At 73.0% G+C, this 16360-nt stretch carries 16 protein-coding genes; 5 read left to right on the top strand and 11 right to left on the bottom strand.

Translation table 11 applies throughout. The annotated features are described in order from the left end of the window. Positions 1-89: 89 nt before the first annotated feature. The 3 genes from DIZ27_RS20935 (at position 90) to DIZ27_RS20925 (ending at position 2496) form a co-directional block, all read left to right on the top strand. A complete protein-coding gene (locus DIZ27_RS20935) occupies positions 90-596 on the top strand; it encodes a GNAT family N-acetyltransferase (RefSeq protein WP_181383626.1) in 507 nt (168 codons plus the stop codon). 75 nt (positions 597-671) lie between these two features. Continuing rightward, positions 672-1382: a DsbA family oxidoreductase gene (locus DIZ27_RS20930; protein WP_109379960.1), complete on the top strand. Its 711-nt coding sequence runs from the start codon at positions 672-674 to the stop codon at positions 1380-1382. Positions 1383-1443: 61 nt separating this feature from the next. Then, on the top strand, positions 1444-2496 hold the full coding sequence (locus tag DIZ27_RS20925; RefSeq protein ID WP_109380065.1) for an aminotransferase class V-fold PLP-dependent enzyme: 1053 nt from the start codon (positions 1444-1446) through the stop codon (positions 2494-2496). A gap of 137 nt (positions 2497-2633) precedes the next feature. Here the strand turns inward: DIZ27_RS20925 and thpD are convergent, their stop codons facing one another. From thpD to DIZ27_RS20900, 5 genes are all read right to left on the bottom strand, one after another. Further along, a complete protein-coding gene (gene thpD, locus DIZ27_RS20920; RefSeq protein WP_109379959.1) occupies positions 2634-3545 on the bottom strand; it encodes an ectoine hydroxylase in 912 nt (303 codons plus the stop codon). Positions 3546-3551: 6 nt separating this feature from the next. Beyond that, positions 3552-3950 carry an ectoine synthase gene (locus DIZ27_RS20915; RefSeq protein WP_055591917.1) on the bottom strand — a complete coding sequence of 133 codons (399 nt, stop codon included), beginning with the start codon at positions 3948-3950 and terminating at the stop codon, positions 3552-3554. Positions 3951-4061: 111 nt separating this feature from the next. Continuing rightward, positions 4062-5333, bottom strand: a complete 1272-nt coding sequence (gene ectB, locus DIZ27_RS20910; RefSeq protein WP_109379958.1) for a diaminobutyrate--2-oxoglutarate transaminase — start codon at positions 5331-5333, stop codon at positions 4062-4064. Between the two features lie 89 nt (positions 5334-5422). After that, positions 5423-5929, bottom strand: a complete 507-nt coding sequence (gene ectA, locus DIZ27_RS20905; protein WP_109379957.1) for a diaminobutyrate acetyltransferase — start codon at positions 5927-5929, stop codon at positions 5423-5425. A 448-nt stretch (positions 5930-6377) separates the two neighbouring features. Beyond that, a complete protein-coding gene (locus tag DIZ27_RS20900) occupies positions 6378-7481 on the bottom strand; it encodes an alanine--glyoxylate aminotransferase family protein (protein WP_109379956.1) in 1104 nt (367 codons plus the stop codon). Positions 7482-7655: 174 nt separating this feature from the next. Between DIZ27_RS20900 and DIZ27_RS20895 the strand changes: the two genes are divergently transcribed. Together DIZ27_RS20895 and DIZ27_RS20890 are read left to right on the top strand one after the other, a co-directional pair. Then, on the top strand, positions 7656-8753 hold the full coding sequence (locus DIZ27_RS20895; RefSeq protein WP_109379955.1) for an amidohydrolase family protein: 1098 nt from the start codon (positions 7656-7658) through the stop codon (positions 8751-8753). Between the two features lie 196 nt (positions 8754-8949). After that, positions 8950-9885, top strand: coding sequence for an SCO1860 family LAETG-anchored protein (locus tag DIZ27_RS20890; protein WP_109379954.1), 936 nt, complete (start codon positions 8950-8952; stop codon positions 9883-9885). Positions 9886-10011: 126 nt separating this feature from the next. Here the strand turns inward: DIZ27_RS20890 and cobC are convergent, their stop codons facing one another. The 6 genes from cobC to cobM are packed head-to-tail and all read right to left on the bottom strand — an operon-like array spanning position 10012 to position 16326. Then, positions 10012-11091 carry an Rv2231c family pyridoxal phosphate-dependent protein CobC gene (gene cobC, locus DIZ27_RS20885; RefSeq protein WP_109379953.1) on the bottom strand — a complete coding sequence of 360 codons (1080 nt, stop codon included), beginning with the start codon at positions 11089-11091 and terminating at the stop codon, positions 10012-10014. Beyond that, positions 11081-11995, bottom strand: coding sequence for a sirohydrochlorin chelatase (locus DIZ27_RS20880; protein WP_109379952.1), 915 nt, complete (start codon positions 11993-11995; stop codon positions 11081-11083). Before DIZ27_RS20880 ends, cobC begins: the two co-directional genes overlap by 11 nt. After that, complete coding sequence (locus DIZ27_RS20875; protein ID WP_109379951.1) at positions 11992-12579, bottom strand: precorrin-8X methylmutase; 588 nt, start codon at positions 12577-12579, stop codon at positions 11992-11994. Before DIZ27_RS20875 ends, DIZ27_RS20880 begins: the two co-directional genes overlap by 4 nt. Continuing rightward, positions 12576-14267: a precorrin-3B C(17)-methyltransferase gene (gene cobJ / locus DIZ27_RS20870; protein ID WP_109379950.1), complete on the bottom strand. Its 1692-nt coding sequence runs from the start codon at positions 14265-14267 to the stop codon at positions 12576-12578. The genes DIZ27_RS20875 and cobJ overlap by 4 nt, the downstream gene beginning before the upstream one ends. Next, positions 14264-15511: a precorrin-6y C5,15-methyltransferase (decarboxylating) subunit CbiE gene (gene cbiE / locus DIZ27_RS20865; protein ID WP_109379949.1), complete on the bottom strand. Its 1248-nt coding sequence runs from the start codon at positions 15509-15511 to the stop codon at positions 14264-14266. Before cbiE ends, cobJ begins: the two co-directional genes overlap by 4 nt. Next, a complete protein-coding gene (cobM, locus tag DIZ27_RS20860; RefSeq protein WP_109379948.1) occupies positions 15508-16326 on the bottom strand; it encodes a precorrin-4 C(11)-methyltransferase in 819 nt (272 codons plus the stop codon). The genes cbiE and cobM overlap by 4 nt, the downstream gene beginning before the upstream one ends. Between the last annotated feature and the right edge of the window lie 34 nt (positions 16327-16360).

Below are 16360 nucleotides of genomic sequence, written 5' to 3'. Positions count from 1 at the left end.
AGGATCCGCCGGACGGGCCCCGCGCGGCGGAACGCGACGGAGGCCGGCACACCGGGAACCACCGCCCGCCGGGGAACGTCCTGCAGTGCATGATCGAATCGCACCGGACCATGGACTCCTTAGTGATCAGGACCGCCCTGGCGGCCGAGGCCGCGGACATCGCCGCGCTGCACCTGCGCGCCCGCTCCACGTACTACCCGGAGGGCCTCCCCGACGACGGCACCGACTGGCGGGCGCGCTGGCAGGAGGCCGTCGAGCACCCCGACGTGCAGGTGCTGTGCGCGGTGCGGGACGGCCGCCTGGTCGGCATCGCCTCGTTCCGCACCCCGCCGGGCGCCCTCGCCGACACGGTCAAGCTGTTCCAGTTCCACGTCGACCCGGGGCACTGGCGCGCAGGCGTCGGCACGGCCCTGCACACCGCCTGCGTCGAGGAGTGGCGGGCGAACGGCCGACGGACCGCCGTGCTCGAGGTGCACAGCGGCAACCGGCGGGCCCAGGCCTTCTACGCCCGCCACGGCTGGATCCCGGACCCGGGACATCCGCCCGCCGAGGACGACCACCACCTCCATCTGTGCTTCGCCGTGCCGGGGGAATGAACCCCACTGGTTGAACGTTCACGCAGGCAGCGGAGGGAGTCTCCGTGTCCTCACCCCTGGGAGAGTGCCTCAACGATGCGTGTCGAAATCTGGTCGGACATCGCGTGCCCCTGGTGCTATGTCGGCAAGGCGCGGTTCGAGAAGGCGCTCGGCGAGTTCCCGCACCGTGACGACGTCGAGGTGGTGCACCGCTCCTTCGAGCTGGACCCCGGCCGGGCCAAGGACGACATCCAGCCCGTGCTCACGATGCTGACCAAGAAGTACGGCATGAGCCAGGCACAGGCCGAGGCCGGTGAGGACAACCTCGGCGCCCAGGCCGCGGCCGAGGGACTGCCGTACCGCACCCGGGGCCGTGACCACGGCGCCACCTTCGACATGCACCGCCTGTTGCACTTCGCCCGCACCCAGGGCCGCCAGGTGGAGCTGCTCGACCTCCTCTACCGGGCGAACTTCGCCGAGGAGCGGTCCGTCTTCGGCGACGACGAACGCCTCCTCGAACTCGCCACCGCCGCCGGCCTCGACACCGACGCCGCCCACGCGGTCCTGGCCGACCCGGACGCGTACGCCGCCGAGGTGCGCGAGGACCAGCGGGAAGCCGCGGAACTCGGCGCGCGGGGCGTGCCCTTCTTCGTCCTCGACCGCAAGTACGGCGTCTCCGGCGCCCAGCCCGCCGAGGTGTTCACCCGGGCGCTGACCCAGGCGTGGGGCGAGCGGTCGCCGCTGAAGATCGTCGACGGCGACGCGGAGGCCTGCGGCCCCGACGGCTGCGCGGTCCCGCAGGGCTGACTCCGCCGTACGGGCCTGAAAGCCGATGGACGGGGAGATCCCGGGACCGCAGAGTGGTCTCATGGAGACCTTCGCGAACCTCGTCCGTGCCGAGTTCACCCCGAAGAACACCTTCCTCAACACCGCGAGCAGTGGCCTGCTGCCCGCGCGTACGGTGACCGCCCTCGAAGAGGCCGTGCGGCTGAGGGCCGAGGGCGGCCCGCTGGATCCGCTGTTCGACGATGTCGAGGCGTGCCGGGCCGCCTACGCCCGGCTGGCCGGCGTCCCCGTCGAGCGCGTGGCGGCCGGCGCCACCGCCGCTCTCTGCACCGCCCTGATCGCGGCCGCACTGCCGCCGGGTGCCGAAGTCCTCACCGTCGAGGGCGACTTCACCTCGGTGCTCAACCCGTTCCACGTACGCGGTGACCTCAAGGTGCGGGCCGTGCCCCTGGAGCGGCTCCCCGAGTCCGTCCGTCCGGACACCGCCCTGGTCGCCGTGAGCGCCGTGCAGTCCGCCGACGGCCGGATCGCCGATCTGCCCGCGCTGCGGGAAGCGGCCGGGGAGCACGGCGCGCGCACCTACGTCGACTTCTCCCAGGCGGCCGGCTGGCTGCCGGTCGACGCCGACGCCCACGACTACTACGTCGCCATCACCTACAAGTGGCTGCTCGGCCCGCACGGGGCGGCCTTCCTCGTGGTGCCGGAGGACTTCGGTGGGCTGACCCCGGTGCAGGCGGGGTGGGTCGCGGGGGAGAGGCCCTGGGACAGCTGCTACGGACCCGTCACCGAACTCGCCCACTCGGCGCGCCGGTTCGATGTGAGCCCTGCCCTGTTCACCTACGCGGGACTGCGCGCCTCCCTCGAACTCGTCGAGGAGATCGGTGTGGAGACGATCCACGCCCATGATCTCGCCCTCGCCGACCGCTTCCGGGCGGGGCTCGCCACGCTGGGCCACGAGCCCGTGCCCGCACCCGGCTCGGCCATCGTCTCCGTGCCGGAACTGGGCCGTCTCCAGCCCGAGTTGGACCGGGCCGGCCTCGCTCTGTCCAACCGGGCCGGCCATCTGCGGGCGTCCTTCCACCTCTACAACACACCGTCCGACGTGGACCGGCTGCTGGACGCCCTGTCCGGCTGAGGAGGCCGGGGCCCACGCCGGCCCGGTCACGCGCACGGCAGCGGGCCGGTGCCTCCCGTCCCACACGAGGAGGCCCGGCCCGCAGTCACCGTCGCGCGCACGTCACGCGTTCGCGACACCCGTTCCGGGTACCGCGCTCACGTCACCGGTGTGAAGTCCCGTGCCCCGATGTACTCGGGACGCCGGACCGGCGCCGCGAACGGCTCGACGGCCGTGTTGTCGACGCTGTTGAACACGATGAACACGTTGCTGCGCGGGAACGGCGTGATGTTGTCCCCGGAGCCGTGCATGGCGTTGCAGTCGAACCACGTCGCCGAGCCGGCCGCGCCGGTGAACAGCTTGATGCCGTACTCGGACGCCAGCGCGGTCAGCCCCTCGTCGGAGGGCGTGCCCGCGTCCTGCATCTGCAGCGACTTCTTGTAGTTGTCCTTCGGTGTGGCCCCCGCACACCCGAGGAACGTCTTGTGCGACCCCGGCATGATCATGAGTCCGCCGTTGGTGTCGAAGTTCTCGGTCAGCGCGATCGACACGGACACCGTCCGCATCCGCGGCAGACCGTCCTCGGCGTGCCAGGTCTCGAAGTCCGAGTGCCAGTAGAAGCCACTGGCCCCGAAGCCCGGCTTGACGTTGATCCGGGACTGGTGGACGTACACGTCCGAGCCGAGGATCTGCCGGGCCCGGCCGACCACCCGCTCGTCGCGCACCAGCCGCGCGAACACCTCACTGATCCGGTGGACCTCGAAGACCGAGCGGATCTCCTTGGACCGCGGTTCGACGATCGACCGCTCGTCGGCCCGGATCGCCGGGTCGGCGACCAGCCGGTTCAGTTCGTCCCGGTAGACGGCGACCTCGTCCTCGGTGATCAGCTGATCGACGGCGAGGAAGCCGTCACGCTCGAACGCCCCGAGGTCGGCCGGAGAGATCGGGCCGGGCGCGTCCGGGGCGCCCCAGACGACCGGGTCCTGCCGCGGGGTGATGACCTCGGCGGAGCCGCGGGTGGGATAGAGGTCGGGGACGTGCGTCTCGGTGCTGGGGGTCACGGTGGTCATGGAACCTCACACCTCCTCGGTGAGCAGCGGGTATACGCCGTTCTCGTCGTGGTCCTCCCGTCCGGTCACGGGCGGGTTGAAGACGCAGATGCAGCGGAAGTCCTTCTTCACCCGCAGTGTGTGCTTCTCGTGCCCGTCGAGGAGGTACATGGTCCCGGGTGTGATCGTGTGCGTCAGCCCGGAATCGTGGTCGGTGAGCTCTGCCTCTCCCTCCACACAGACGACGGCCTCGATGTGGTTGGCGTACCACATCGACGTCTCCGTACCGGTGTACAGGATGGTCTCGTGCAAGGAGAACCCGACGTTCTCCTTGGCGAGGACGATGCGCTTGCTCTCCCAGGTGCCCGACGCGGACTTCACATGCCGGTCGGTGCCCTCGAGCTCCTTGAAGGAACGGACAATCACGGTGCTGCGACGCCTCCTTGGTGATGGTGGTGATGGTGGTGATGGTGGTGATGGTGCCTGCGGGCCGTCCGGGCCCCGGGCCCGGACGGTTCAGCAGGTGGTTCAGGTGGTTCAGGCGGTCTCGCGGACGGCGCGGGCCAGCGTCCGCAGCCCCTCGTCCAGCTCGTCCGGGGTGATGGTCAGGGCCGGGAGGAGTTTGACGACCTCGCTCTCGGGGCCGGAGGTCTCGATCAGCAGCCCGAGCTGGAAGGCGCGTTCGGCGATCCGCCCCGCGCGCTCCTTGTCGTGGAACTCCAGGCCCCACACCAGCCCGCGGCCGCGGTACTCCTTCACGTCGGTGAGGTTCTCCTCGGCGATGGCGATCAGCGACTGCTCGACCTGCTCGCCGCGCGAACGGGTCTGCTTCTCCATCGCCGACCCGTCGGCCCAGTAGGCCTCCAGGGTGGCGGTCGCCGTGACGAAGGCCGGGTTGTTGCCGCGGAAGGTGCCGTTGTGCTCCCCCGGCTCCCAGACGTCCAGTTCGGGCTTGAACAGGGTCAGCGCCATGGGCAGGCCGTAGCCGCTGATCGACTTGGACACGGTGACGATGTCCGGCGTGATGCCCGCCTCCTCGAAGGAGAAGAAGGCGCCGGTACGGCCGCAGCCCATCTGGATGTCGTCGACGATGAGCAGCATGTCCTGGCGTGCGCACAGCTCGGACAGGGCGCGCAGCCACTGGGGCCGGGCGACGTTGATGCCGCCCTCGCCCTGCACGGTCTCGACGATCACGGCGGCCGGCTTGTTGAGGCCGGAGCCCTGGTCCTCCAGCAGCCGCTCGAACCACAGGAAGTCCTCGACCGTGCCGTCGAAGTAGTTGTCGAACGGCATGGGCGTGCCGTGCACCAGCGGGATGCCGGCCCCGGCCCGCTTGAAGGCGTTGCCGGTCACGGCGAGCGAGCCCAGCGACATGCCGTGGAAGGCGTTGGTGAACGACACGATCGACTCGCGCCCCTTCACCTTCCGCGCCAGCTTCAGCGCCGACTCGACGGCGTTGGTGCCCGTCGGGCCCGGGAACATGACCTTGTACGGCAGGTCGCGCGGGCGCAGGATCCAGTTCTGGAAGGACTCCAGGAACGCGCGTTTGGCCGTCGTCGACATGTCGAGCCCGTGGGTGACGCCGTCCCGCTCCAGATAGTCGATCAGCGCCCGTTTCAGTACGGGGTTGTTGTGGCCGTAGTTGAGTGAACCGGCTCCGGCGAAGAAGTCGAGGTACTCGTGGCCGTCCTCGTCGTACATGCGGCTGCCGTGCGCGCGGTCGAAGATGGTGGGCCAGCCACGGCAGTAGCTGCGCACCTCGGACTCAAGGGTCTCGAAGACGCTCAGATCGGGCTGGGTGATGGTCACGACGAATCGCTCCTCGTTGGCGTGGGAGGTCGGAGGGAGTCGGGGATCGGCGGAGTGACGCACTTCTTCGTGCGGGGGGGGACCGAAGGTCAGGGGGCGAGGGGACCGATGCGGTACAGGACCTCGGGGTCGTGCGGTCCGTCGGGGAACTGGTCGGCCTCGAACAGCACCTCGCGCTCCAGCCGGGCGCCGTGGCGCTCGGCGAACGCGGTGAACAGGCGCTCGGAGGCGGTGTTCCCCGGGGTGATGGTGGTCTCCACGGTGTTCACTCCGTGTTCCGCGGCGGTCCGTGCGACCAGACCGTCGAGCAGAGCGGCGGCCAGACCGCGGCCGCGGTGCGCCTCGTCCACCGCGACCTGCCAGACGAGCAGGGTGTGCAGGCTGTCCGGCCGTACGTAGCCGGTGACGAAGCCGATCGGCTCCCCGTCGGCGTCGCGTGCGACGGCCGATGTGGCGGCGAAGTCCCGGCACCACAGGAGATAGCTGTACGACGAGTTCAGGTCGAGGGTTTTCGAGTCCCTCGCTATCCGCCACAGCGCGGCTCCGTCCGCCGGGGCGGGGCGATCCATGTGCGGGTCTGCTTGAGCGGCACTCATGTGAATTGAACTTACCCAGGTAAATGCAAAATTGCATCGGCTGCCGGGGTTACCTGGTGGCTTGAACTATGTTATCGCGCGGGCGTGAAGCCGCAAGCGGAAGGCAGGCGAGATGCCCAGTTTTGCAGTGAATACAAGGCGCAAATCGGTCGCGCTGTGGGACCGGTCACAAGTGCATAACTCCCGCGAGAGAGCCCCGGATGCGTCGCTTCCCGCCCCGCTGAATCGTTGCGTTTAGGTCCGAAGAAAGCGGGCAGAAGGAAGTGGGAAGCTGCCCTAGAAGGTTGTATTGAAATAAGCGGGAGAATGCTGGGTAAGAATGCCCCTGATTGCTTCTGGTAATCCTATGGAATTCATGATTTCGGTCGCCCGTGGCCGGTCGGCCCCTCATGCCCCCGCCGTGCCGCCGACACACTCCCGCCCGGCTTCGGAGCCGTCTTGCGCGGGCTTACCGCCAGGCGTCGTCGGCCGCGCTCAGGGCGCCCCGCACGTCCACCGTCAGGCCCTGCTCCGCCAGCGCGGTGCCCAGGGCCGCCAGGCTCGCCCGTACCGCGCCCCGGGTCGCGTCGGAGCCGTAGTGGTTGACGCGGATCATCTCCTTGGCCAGTGCCCCGCCCCCCGCGGCCAGCGGGAGCGCCGGGTCCACGGCCAGGGCGTGGGCCACCAGCTCCGCGGCCACCGTGCCCGACGGGGCCCGCAGGGTCGTGGCGACCGGAGCCGCCTCGGACGCCTCGTGGACGTACGGCGCCAAGCCGCCGCCCAGCGCGAGCGCCCCAGCCCGCGTCGCCGCGGCGGCCGTCGCGTGCCGCGCTGTCACCGTGTCCAGGCCCACCGCCTCGATGTGCTCCACACACGCCTGAAGCGCCAGCATCTCCAGCTGTGCCGGCGCGTGCGGCAGCGCCGTACGGCCCCCGTCGATCCAGCGCTCCTTCCAGTCCAGCAGCGACAGGTACGAGCGGCGCGGCGCCCGCGGGTTCGCCGCCATCCGGGCCCACGCCCGCTCGCTCACCGACACCGCCGACACACCCGCCGGACCGCCCATCGCCTTCTGCGCCCCGATCACGCACAGGTCCACGCCCCACGCGTCCGGCAGCACCGGTTCCGCCCCGATCGACGCCACCGCGTCCAGATAGAACAGCGCCCCGTGCTCCCGCACCGCCTCGCCGATCTCCGCGACCGGGTTGGTGTTCCCGGTGGCCGCCTCCGCGTGCACCAGGGAGACGAAGTCGATCTCCGGATGCCCGGCGAAGGCCTCGCGGATCTGCCCGGCCGTCACCGCCGTGTGGAACGGCACCGCCAGGTCGATCACTGTGGCGCCGCAGTCCCGCAGCCAGTCCCCGAAGGTCTGCCCGTAGGGGCCCGTGACGACGTTCAGGGCGGTCGTGCCGGGATCCGCGACCGCGCGGATCGCGCCCTCCAGTGGCAGCAGCGCCTCACCCTGCATGATCACGACGTCCTGCGTGGTGCGCAGCAGCCGTGCCACGCGGTCCTCGATCGAGGCGAAGTGCGTGGCGCTCAGCGGGGCCAGACCGAGGAAGGGGTGGGTGCTCACGGCGGTGCTCTCTCCAGATCGCGGCTTCACGAGGGCGTGCCCGCACGAGGTCGTGGGGGTACAGGTGCGAGCGTACGGGAGCCTGTCCGACGCCGGATTCCCCGGCCGGACGGGGAGGCGGAGACCCCGGACCGGGTGGCCCCGCCCGGGTGGCGGCTCACTAGGGTGCGGTGTATGAGCGAACGCGCGGTGCTGCACGTGAAGGGCCGGATCCTCGTCGGACCGGACGAGGACCAGGTCCGCGACGAGCTGTGGGTGGTCGACGGGCGGATCTCCTACGACCGCCCCGGCACCGCCCGTGACGTCCGGACCGTCGAGGGCTGGGTGCTGCCCGGCCTGGTCGACGCCCACTGCCACGTGGGCCTCGACCGGCACGGCGCGGTCCCCGCCGAGGTCGCGGAGAAGCAGGCGCTCACCGACCGCGACGCCGGCGCCCTGCTGCTGCGGGACGCGGGCTCACCCTCCGACACCCGCTGGATCGACGACCGCGACGACCTCCCGAAGATCATCCGGGCCGGCCGGCACATCGCCCGCACCCGCCGCTACATCCGCAACTACGCCTGGGAGGTCGAACCCGACGACCTCGTCGCCCTTGTCGCCCGGGAGGCCCGGCGCGGCGACGGCTGGGTCAAACTCGTCGGCGACTGGATCGACCGCGACCTGGGCGACCTGTCGGCCTGCTGGCCGCGCGGCGCCGTCGAGGCGGCGATCGCCGAGGCGCACCGGCTGGGCGCCCGCGTCACCGCGCACTGCTTCGCCGAGGACTCCCTGCGGGACCTGGTCGAGGCCGGCATCGACTGCGTCGAGCACGCGACGGGCCTGACCGACGACACCATCCCGCTGTTCGCCGAACGGGGCGTGGCGATCGTCCCGACCCTCGTCAACATCGCCACCTTCCCCGAACTGGCCGATGGCGGCGAGTCCAGGTTCCCGCGCTGGTCGGCCCATATGCGCCGGCTCCACGAGCGCCGCTACGACACCGTGCGCTCCGCCTACGACGCCGGCATCCCCGTCTTCGTCGGTACGGACGCGGGCGGCACCCTCCCGCACGGCCTGGCGGCGGCCGAGGTCGCCGAACTGGTCACCGCCGGCATCCCGCCCGTCGACGCCCTCGCGGCCGGCACCTGGGCCGCCCGGGCCTGGCTCGGCCGCCCCGGCCTGGAGGAGGGCGCCCCGGCCGACCTCGTGGTCTACGCGTCCGACCCGCGCGCGGACGTACGGGTGCTCACCGACCCGCGCCGGGTGGTACTGAACGGGCGCGTGGTCGGCTAGGAACCGCTGCCCGGCGGGCGAAACCCGCCCACCGGGTGACGCGCGGGCGGCGGCGGGGAACAGTCGTGCCCCGGGATTCGAATGTGTCGGCGGGCCTTCCACGAAGGAGTGAAGTGTCCTCGGATCGCTGACGGTCGTCTCCCGGGGCGGTCATTCTTTCCGGGTCCCACTCAAGTCTCATGGGGGTCCCACCACCTTGAACAGCACCAACTTCCGCATGCCCGCACGCCGTCTGGCTGTCGTCGCCGCGGCCACCGCCCTCGCCGCGGGTCCCGCGGCGCTGGCCGGAGCGGGCTCCGCGCAGGCCACCGGGGAGCACGGCAGCGCGAGCGCGGCCGTCCTGCGCACCGGGCTCGACGTGGCCCTGCTCGACAAGAGCGTGAACGCCCCGCTCACCGTCTCCCTCAACGAGGTCCACGCGCCGCAGAGCGCGCAGAAGACCCTCCTCACCGCGGACCTGGAGGGCGTCGACGAGGGCCGGCCCTTCAGCGTGCTGCGCGCGGAGGTGGCCGACGCGAAGGCGACGGTGGAGGGGGAGCGGGCCGAGTCCTCCACCACCCTCGCCAAGGCCCGGGTCCATGTGCCCGGACTGCCGCTGCTGTCGCTGATCGAGCTCGAGAAGGTCACCTCCAAGGCCGTCTGCGAGACCGGCCGGACCCCGCTCGCCTCGGCCACCCTGCCCGGCTCGGTGACCGTGCTCGGCAAACGCGTCACGCTGACCTCCGACGGCACCACCGAGGTCACGGTGCCGGGCGTCGGCGAGGTCCGCCTGGACCTGTCCAGGACGGAGACCACGTCCCGCACCGCCGCCGCCACCGCGCTCCATCTCAAGGTCGCCGTCAACCCGTCGAAGCTGAACGTCGCCGAGGTCAACGGCACCGTCACCCTGGCCGAAGCGAAGTGCGAGGCCCCCGTCGCCCCGGCCGAGGAGCAGGCGGCCCCGGCGGAGTCCGAGGAGTCCAGGACCGCCGACGTGCAACCCCAGGGCGCGCGGGCCGAGCAGCCGACCGGGGCGGACCTGGCCGAGACGGGCGGCGACTCGAGGACCCCGTACATCGCGGGCGCCGCCGTCGCGCTCCTCGCGGCGGGCGGCGCGGGAGTCGCCCTCTCCCGCCGGGGCCGCCGCAACTGACGCCGTACACCGGGTACATCGACCACATCGACGGGGACCGGCGCTCCCACCGCCGGTCCCCGCCGTACTCGCCGGGACACCGACGGCCGGCCCCTCCCCGCAGGCGTGCAGGGCAGGCAGGGCAGGTCAGCCTGCGTCCAGCGCCCACTCCAGGGCCCCCAGGAACGCGTCCGTCGTCTGCCGGTCGCGTACCGCGAGGCGCAGCCACCGCTCGTCCAGCCCCGGGAAGGTGTCTCCGCGGCGCACCGCGAAGCCGAGGTCGCGGAGCCGGCGGCGTACGGCGGTCGCGTGCTCCAGCCGGAGCAGGACGAACGGGGCCTCGGCGGGACGCACGACGCTCAGACCGCGCGCGGCGAACTTCTCCAGTCCCGCGAGCAGATGGTCCCGGTCCGCGGCGATGCGGTGGGCCGCCCCGGCCGCCTCCGCCAGCGCCCTGCCCCCCACGCACGCCTCGGCCGCCGCCAGCGCGGGGGTGGACACCGGCCACAGGGGCTGTGCCCGCTCCAGCACCGTGACGGTCTCCGGCGCGGCCAGGACGTAACCGATGCGCAGCCCCGCCAGCCCCCACGTCTTGGTGAGGCTGCGCAGGACCACCAGGCCCGGTACGTCCGTCCGGCCGGCCAGCGCCTCCCGCTCGTCCGGCACCGCGTCCAGGAACGCCTCGTCCACGACCAACGTCCGCCCGGGACGGGCCAGTCGGGCGATCGCCGCGGCCGGGTGCAGCACCGACGTCGGATTCGTCGGGTTGCCGATCACCACCAGGTCCGCGTCCTCGGGGACCGCCGCGGGGTCCAGCCGGAAACCGTCCTCCGCGCGGAGCAGCACCCGTTCGACGGTGTGCCCCGCGTCCCGCAGCGCCGCCTCCGGCTCCGTGAACTGCGGATGCACCACCACCGGCCGGCGCACCGTCAGCGCCCGCGCCAGCAGCACGAACGCCTCCGCCGCCCCCGCCGTCAGCAGCACCCGCTCCACCGGCAGCCCGTGCCGCGCCGCCACCGCCGCCCGCGCCGCCCGCCCGTCCGGGTAGGCGGCGAGGCCGGTGAGGGACGCGGCGATGTGCTCCCGCAGCCACGCCGGGGGCGTGTCCGCGCGGACGTTCACGGCGAGGTCGACCAGAGCGGCGCCGTCGTCACGGACCTCGGCGTCCCCGTGGTGCCGCAGGTCGTGCACCGCCATTGCTGCGGCGGCTTCCGGCTCAGTGCGCATGGGAGTGCGCGTGACCGTGCCCGTGGTGGCCGTGATGGTGGTGGCCGTCGTCGTCCGGGTGGAAGTGCGGCTGCTGCGGCGCCCCGACCTTGTCCTCGAAGCCCGGCAGCGCGATCCGGTACACGCAGCTGTCGCAGTTCATCCGCAGATCGCCCTGCACGGCCTCCGCGTACCGCTCCATCACCAGGTCCAGCAGCTCCGGCTCCGGCCCGATGACGTCCGCCGACCGCACCTCCGTCTCCGGGTGCGCCGCCGCCCACTGCTCGGTCTGGTGCCGCACCCGGTCCGGCAGGATGCCGGTGAACAGGAAGTACGGCAGGACGACGATCCGCCGGGCGCCGAGCCGCGCGCACCGGTCGAGCCCGCTCGGCACGTCCGGCGCCGCCAGCGACACGAACGCCGTCTCCACGGCCCCGTAGCCGCGCCCCTCCCACAGCAGCCGCGCCGCCTTGCACACCTCGGCGTTGGCGTCCGGGTCCGTCGAACCGCGCCCCACCAGCAGCACCGTCACCTCGGCGGGGTCCCAGGACGGGTCCACCGCCTGCCGAAGCCGCCGCTCCAGCACGCTCAGCAGGGCGGGGTGCGGGCCCAGCGGACGGCCGTAGGTGTACGAGATCCCGGGGTGGCGCTCCTTCTCACGGGCCAGCGCCGCCGGGATGTCGCCCTTGGCGTGCCCGGCGGACACCAGCATCAGCGGCACGGCGGCGAACCGCCGCACCCCCCGGCCGACCAGCTCGGCGACGGCCTCGCCCAGCGGCGGCGGGGACAGCTCGATGAAACCGCCCGCGACGGGCAGTTCGGGGTGACGGCGCCCCAACTCCCCTACGAAGTCGCGGAACGCCTGCGCTCCGGCGTCGTCCCGGGTGCCGTGTCCGGCGATGAGCAGGGCGGGCGGGGTGGTCACAAGGTCTCCTCAAGCGAAGTGGGGTGGTACAGCAGGGCGTTGAGCGCGGCCGCGGCGACCGCCGAACCGCCCTTCTCGGACACGTTGCTCACCGCGGGCAACCCGCTCTCGCGCAACGCGGCCTTGGACTCGGCCGCTCCGACGAAACCGACGGGCAGCCCGATGACGAGCGCGGGGGAGGCGTCCAGGGTCAGCAGCTCCTCCAGGGCGGTCGGCGCGCAGCCGATCACCCAGAGGGCACCGGGGCCGACCTCCTCGTACGCCAGGCGCATCGCGTGCGCCGAACGCGTGAGTTCGGGCCCGGCCTCGGCGTCCTTGAGACGGCAGACGGTCCCGCGCCGGGTGATCCCGGCCGCGACCATCTCCACGTCCACCACCACGGGCGCCCCGGCGTGCAGCACCGCGTGCGCCTTCGCCAGCTCGTCCTCGTCCATGACGAGATCGTCCGCGTACGCCAGATCGGCCGAGGAGTGGATGACCCGCTCCACGACCGCCCGGGTCAGCGGCGGGAAGTGCCCGGTGTCCAGACGGGCGCGCAACCGGCGGAAGGACTCCTGCTCGATGGGATGGACCACACGCTTCACCGGGACTCCTCCTGCCAGCGGTAGCCGCGCGGGGTGACCATGCGCCCCGCGATCTCACGGGTCGCCGTGTTGCCCACGGTCACGACCGTCATCATGTCGACCGTCGCCGGGTCGAGCGCGGCGAGCGTGCTCAGGCGACTGGACTCGTCGGCGCGGGACGCGTTCCGTACGACACCCACCGGCGTCGTCGGCTCCCGGTGCTCGGCGAGGATCGCCAGCGCCTTCGGCAGCTGCCAGTCACGGCCCCGGCTGCGCGGGTTGTAGAACGTCACCACGATGTCCGCCTCGGCCGCCGCCCGCACCCGCCGCTCGATGACCTCCCACGGCGTGTGCAGGTCGGACAGACTGATCGACACGTGGTCGTGGCCCAGCGGCGCGCCCAGGATCGCCCCGGCCGCCAGCGCCGCCGTCACCCCGGGCACCCCGACCACGTCGATGTCGTCGGACGCCTCGGCGAGCGCCGGGGAGGCCATGGCGTACACGCCCGCGTCCCCACTTCCGATCAGCGCGACCGCCTGCCCCCGGCGGGCCTCCTCGACGGCCGTGCGCGCCCGCTCCTCCTCCGCACCGAGCCCGGACTCCAGGATCCGGGTACCGGGCCGCAGCAGATCGCGGATCTGGTCGACGTACTGGTCGAGCCCCACCAGCACGGAGGCGCGCCGCAGTTCCGCCTTCGCCCGCGGGGTGAGCAGGTCCCGGGCACCCGGCCCGAGTCCGACCACCGCGAGCCGTCCGCGCCCCGGCCGCCGCACGACGGCACAGGTCGCCATCGCCGGCTGCCCGTCCGCACGTTCCGACTTCCGCTTGGGCACGAGGAGTTCGCCCCCGCGCACCAGCGCCGCGGCCTCCGCGACCGACGGGGTGCCCACGGCGGCGAGCGGCGCCTCGGAGGGGTTCGGCACCTCGATGCGCGCCAGCTCCCCGGCGGTGTACGCCACCAGTGGCACGTCCAGGCGCCGGGCCGCCTCCACGATGCCGGGCTCGTCGGACTTCGCGTCCACGGTGGCCAGTTCGGCGAGCGACGCGGCCGACAGCCCGGCCTCCCGCAGGGTGCCCTCGACCAGCGCGAGGACCTCGTCGACGGGGGCGCCCTTCGAGGCACCCACCCCGACCACGAGGGTGGGCGGCCGGAGGACGGCCTCCCGCCGCCCCGCCTCGACCAGCCGGTCCGTGAGACGGATCGTGTACGCGCCCTCGTCCGCGACCGGCAGCGGGGGCAACGGCCAGGCCACATCGGTGCGCAGCGCCACCGGCTCACCGTCCAGCAGGGCGCGCGACACGGCGGCCACGTCGCCCTCCACCGGGAGGCCCAGCGTGTCCAGACCGGGCAGCCCCGCCGCATCGGTCGCCGTGGTCACCACCGGTTCGGCGCCCAGCACCTCGGCGACCTCATGTGCGAGATCGTTCGCCCCGCCGCCGTGTCCGCCCGCCAGGGAGACCGCGAACCGGCCACCCTCGTCGACGCAGACCACGCCCGGGTCGCTCGCCTTGTCGTCCAGCAGCGGTGCCACCAGCCGCACCACGGCACCCGTGGCCAGAAAGCACACGAGCTGCTCGCACTGCGCGAACGCGGTCCGCACGGCGTCCCCGACGGGACCCTCGTACACCCGCGTACGGTCCGGCCACGCGGCGGCCAGTCGGTCCCGCGCGGCGGCTCCCGCCGCGGTGGCGGAGATGAGGCCGATCACAGGGCGGCTCCTTCGATGTCGGTACGTGCCGGGGGTCTGGAACCCCACAGCAGGAAAACGGGATTGGCCGCCGCCAGCCGGGTCACGTCCCCGGGCAGCGGCGCCAGCCGCGACGACTGCAACAGCACCCCGTCGCAGGTGAAGCCTGCACCGGCCAGCGCCTCGCGCACGGCCGGCACCCGGTCCAGGGCGGCCAGGGCGACGACGACCGTGCGCCGCGCCCGCCGCGCGCACGCGGTGACGATGGCGGGCAGCTCCCGCCCGCCCCCGCCGACGAACACGGCGTCGGGGTCGTCGAGATCGGACAGCACGGTCGGCGCCGCCCCGTGCACCACGCGTACGTCCACCCCGTGCGCGAGGGCGTTGGCGCGGATCCGCCCCACCCCGTCCGCGGTCTTCTCCACCGCGGTGACGGCGGCGCCCAGCCGGGCGCACTCCACGGCCACGGACCCCGAACCCGCGCCGATGTCCCACACCAGTTCGCCGGGGCGCGGCCCGAGCCGGGCCAGGGCCAGCGCCCGCACCTCGAACTTGGTGATCATCGAGTCCCGGTGGGCGAACCCGGCCTCGTCCAGCGCCCAACCGGCGGGCGGCGCGCAGGAGCCCGCGACGGTCCGTACGGGGCCGAGACCCCGCGACTCGTCCAGGCACAGCACGACGCTGACCGCCGGGCCCCAGTCCCGTGCCGCCGCGACGGCGGGCGTGACCCGCTCCACCCGCTCCCGCCCGGGATCGCCCAGCGCGGAGGCGACGACCAGGACCCGGCCGGGGGAGTGCCGGGCCAGCGCCGCCCCCAGCTCCGCCGGACCGGCCCCCGGTCCCGTCAGCACGGCGACCTTCGGGTGAGCCCGGCACAGGTTGACGGCCGTCCGCGGATCCCGGCCGTGCGCGCTGACCACCACGGCGTCGTCCCAGGGCAACCCGACCCGGGCGAAGGCGGTGGCGACGGAGGAGACGCCCGGCCGCACGTCCAGCCGCTCGGACCCGAACCGCTCGGCCAGCGCCCGCACGATCCCGAAGAACCCCGGGTCACCGGAGGCCAGCACGACGACCGGACGCTCCTCGGCGACGTACTTCCCGACGGTGTCCAGCGCGGGAGCCAGCGCCCCGAGGACGACCCGCTCGGCTCCCTCGGGCAGCCGAACGGCGTCCAGGTGCCGCCGCCCGCCCACGACGAGCTCCGCCCCGGCGAGCACGGCCTCCTCGACCGGCGCCCCGGTCCCCGTGCCGACGACCGTGATCACGTGCTCGCACCCCGGGTGCGCAGCGCCCTGCGGGCCTCAGGGTCGGCCTTGCGGTAGCCGTGGAAGTGACCCGGGTGGTACAGGTGCGAACGGGTGCCGCGCGCGTCGAGGGCGGGGCCGACCAGGAACAGCGTGTGCTTCCAGAGCTTGTGCTCCTTGACCGTCTCCTCCAGCGTGCCGATCGTGCACTTCACGACCAGCTCCTCCGGCCAGGTCGCCTGGTACGCGACCACCACCGGCGTGCCCGTCGGATAGCCGCCCTCCAGCAGCTCCCGCACCAGCTGCCCGCTGCGCGCGGCCGACAGGAAGATCGCCATGGTGGTGCCGTGCCGCGCGAACTCGCGGACCTCCTCCCCGGGCGGCATCGGCGTCTTGCCGCCGCCGAGCCGGGTCAGCACCACGGACTGCGCCACCTCGGGAATGGTCAACTCCCGCTGTGCCAGCGCCGCGACGGCGGAGAAGGACGACACACCCGGCACGATCTCGGTCGCGATGCCGAGCTCCACGCACCGGTCGAGCTGCTCCTGCGTGCCGCCCCAGAGCGCCGGGTCCCCGGAATGGATCCTGGCCACCCTCAGCCCCTGAGCGCGGGCCCGCTCGTACACGGCCACGACGTCCTCCAGCGACATCGTCGCCGAGTCGAGGACCTCGGCGCCCTCCCGCGCGTGCTCGAGGACCTCCGCCTGGACCAGGCTGGCGGCCCAGATCACGATGTCGGCCTCGGCGATCGCGCGTGCGGCGCGCAACGTCAGCAGATCGGCGGCGCCGGGGCCGGCACCGACGAAGGTCACCTTGCCGGTGGGGGCATCGGCCATGGGGAAACGATCCTCTCCTGCGGTTCCTGCGGTT

The organism is Streptomyces sp. NWU339 (assembly GCF_003143855.1).
In the GTDB taxonomy this organism is placed as follows: domain Bacteria; phylum Actinomycetota; class Actinomycetes; order Streptomycetales; family Streptomycetaceae; genus Streptomyces.
Note: the sequence above shows the minus strand (reverse complement) of the source record. Positions and strands in the feature narration are given on the sequence as shown.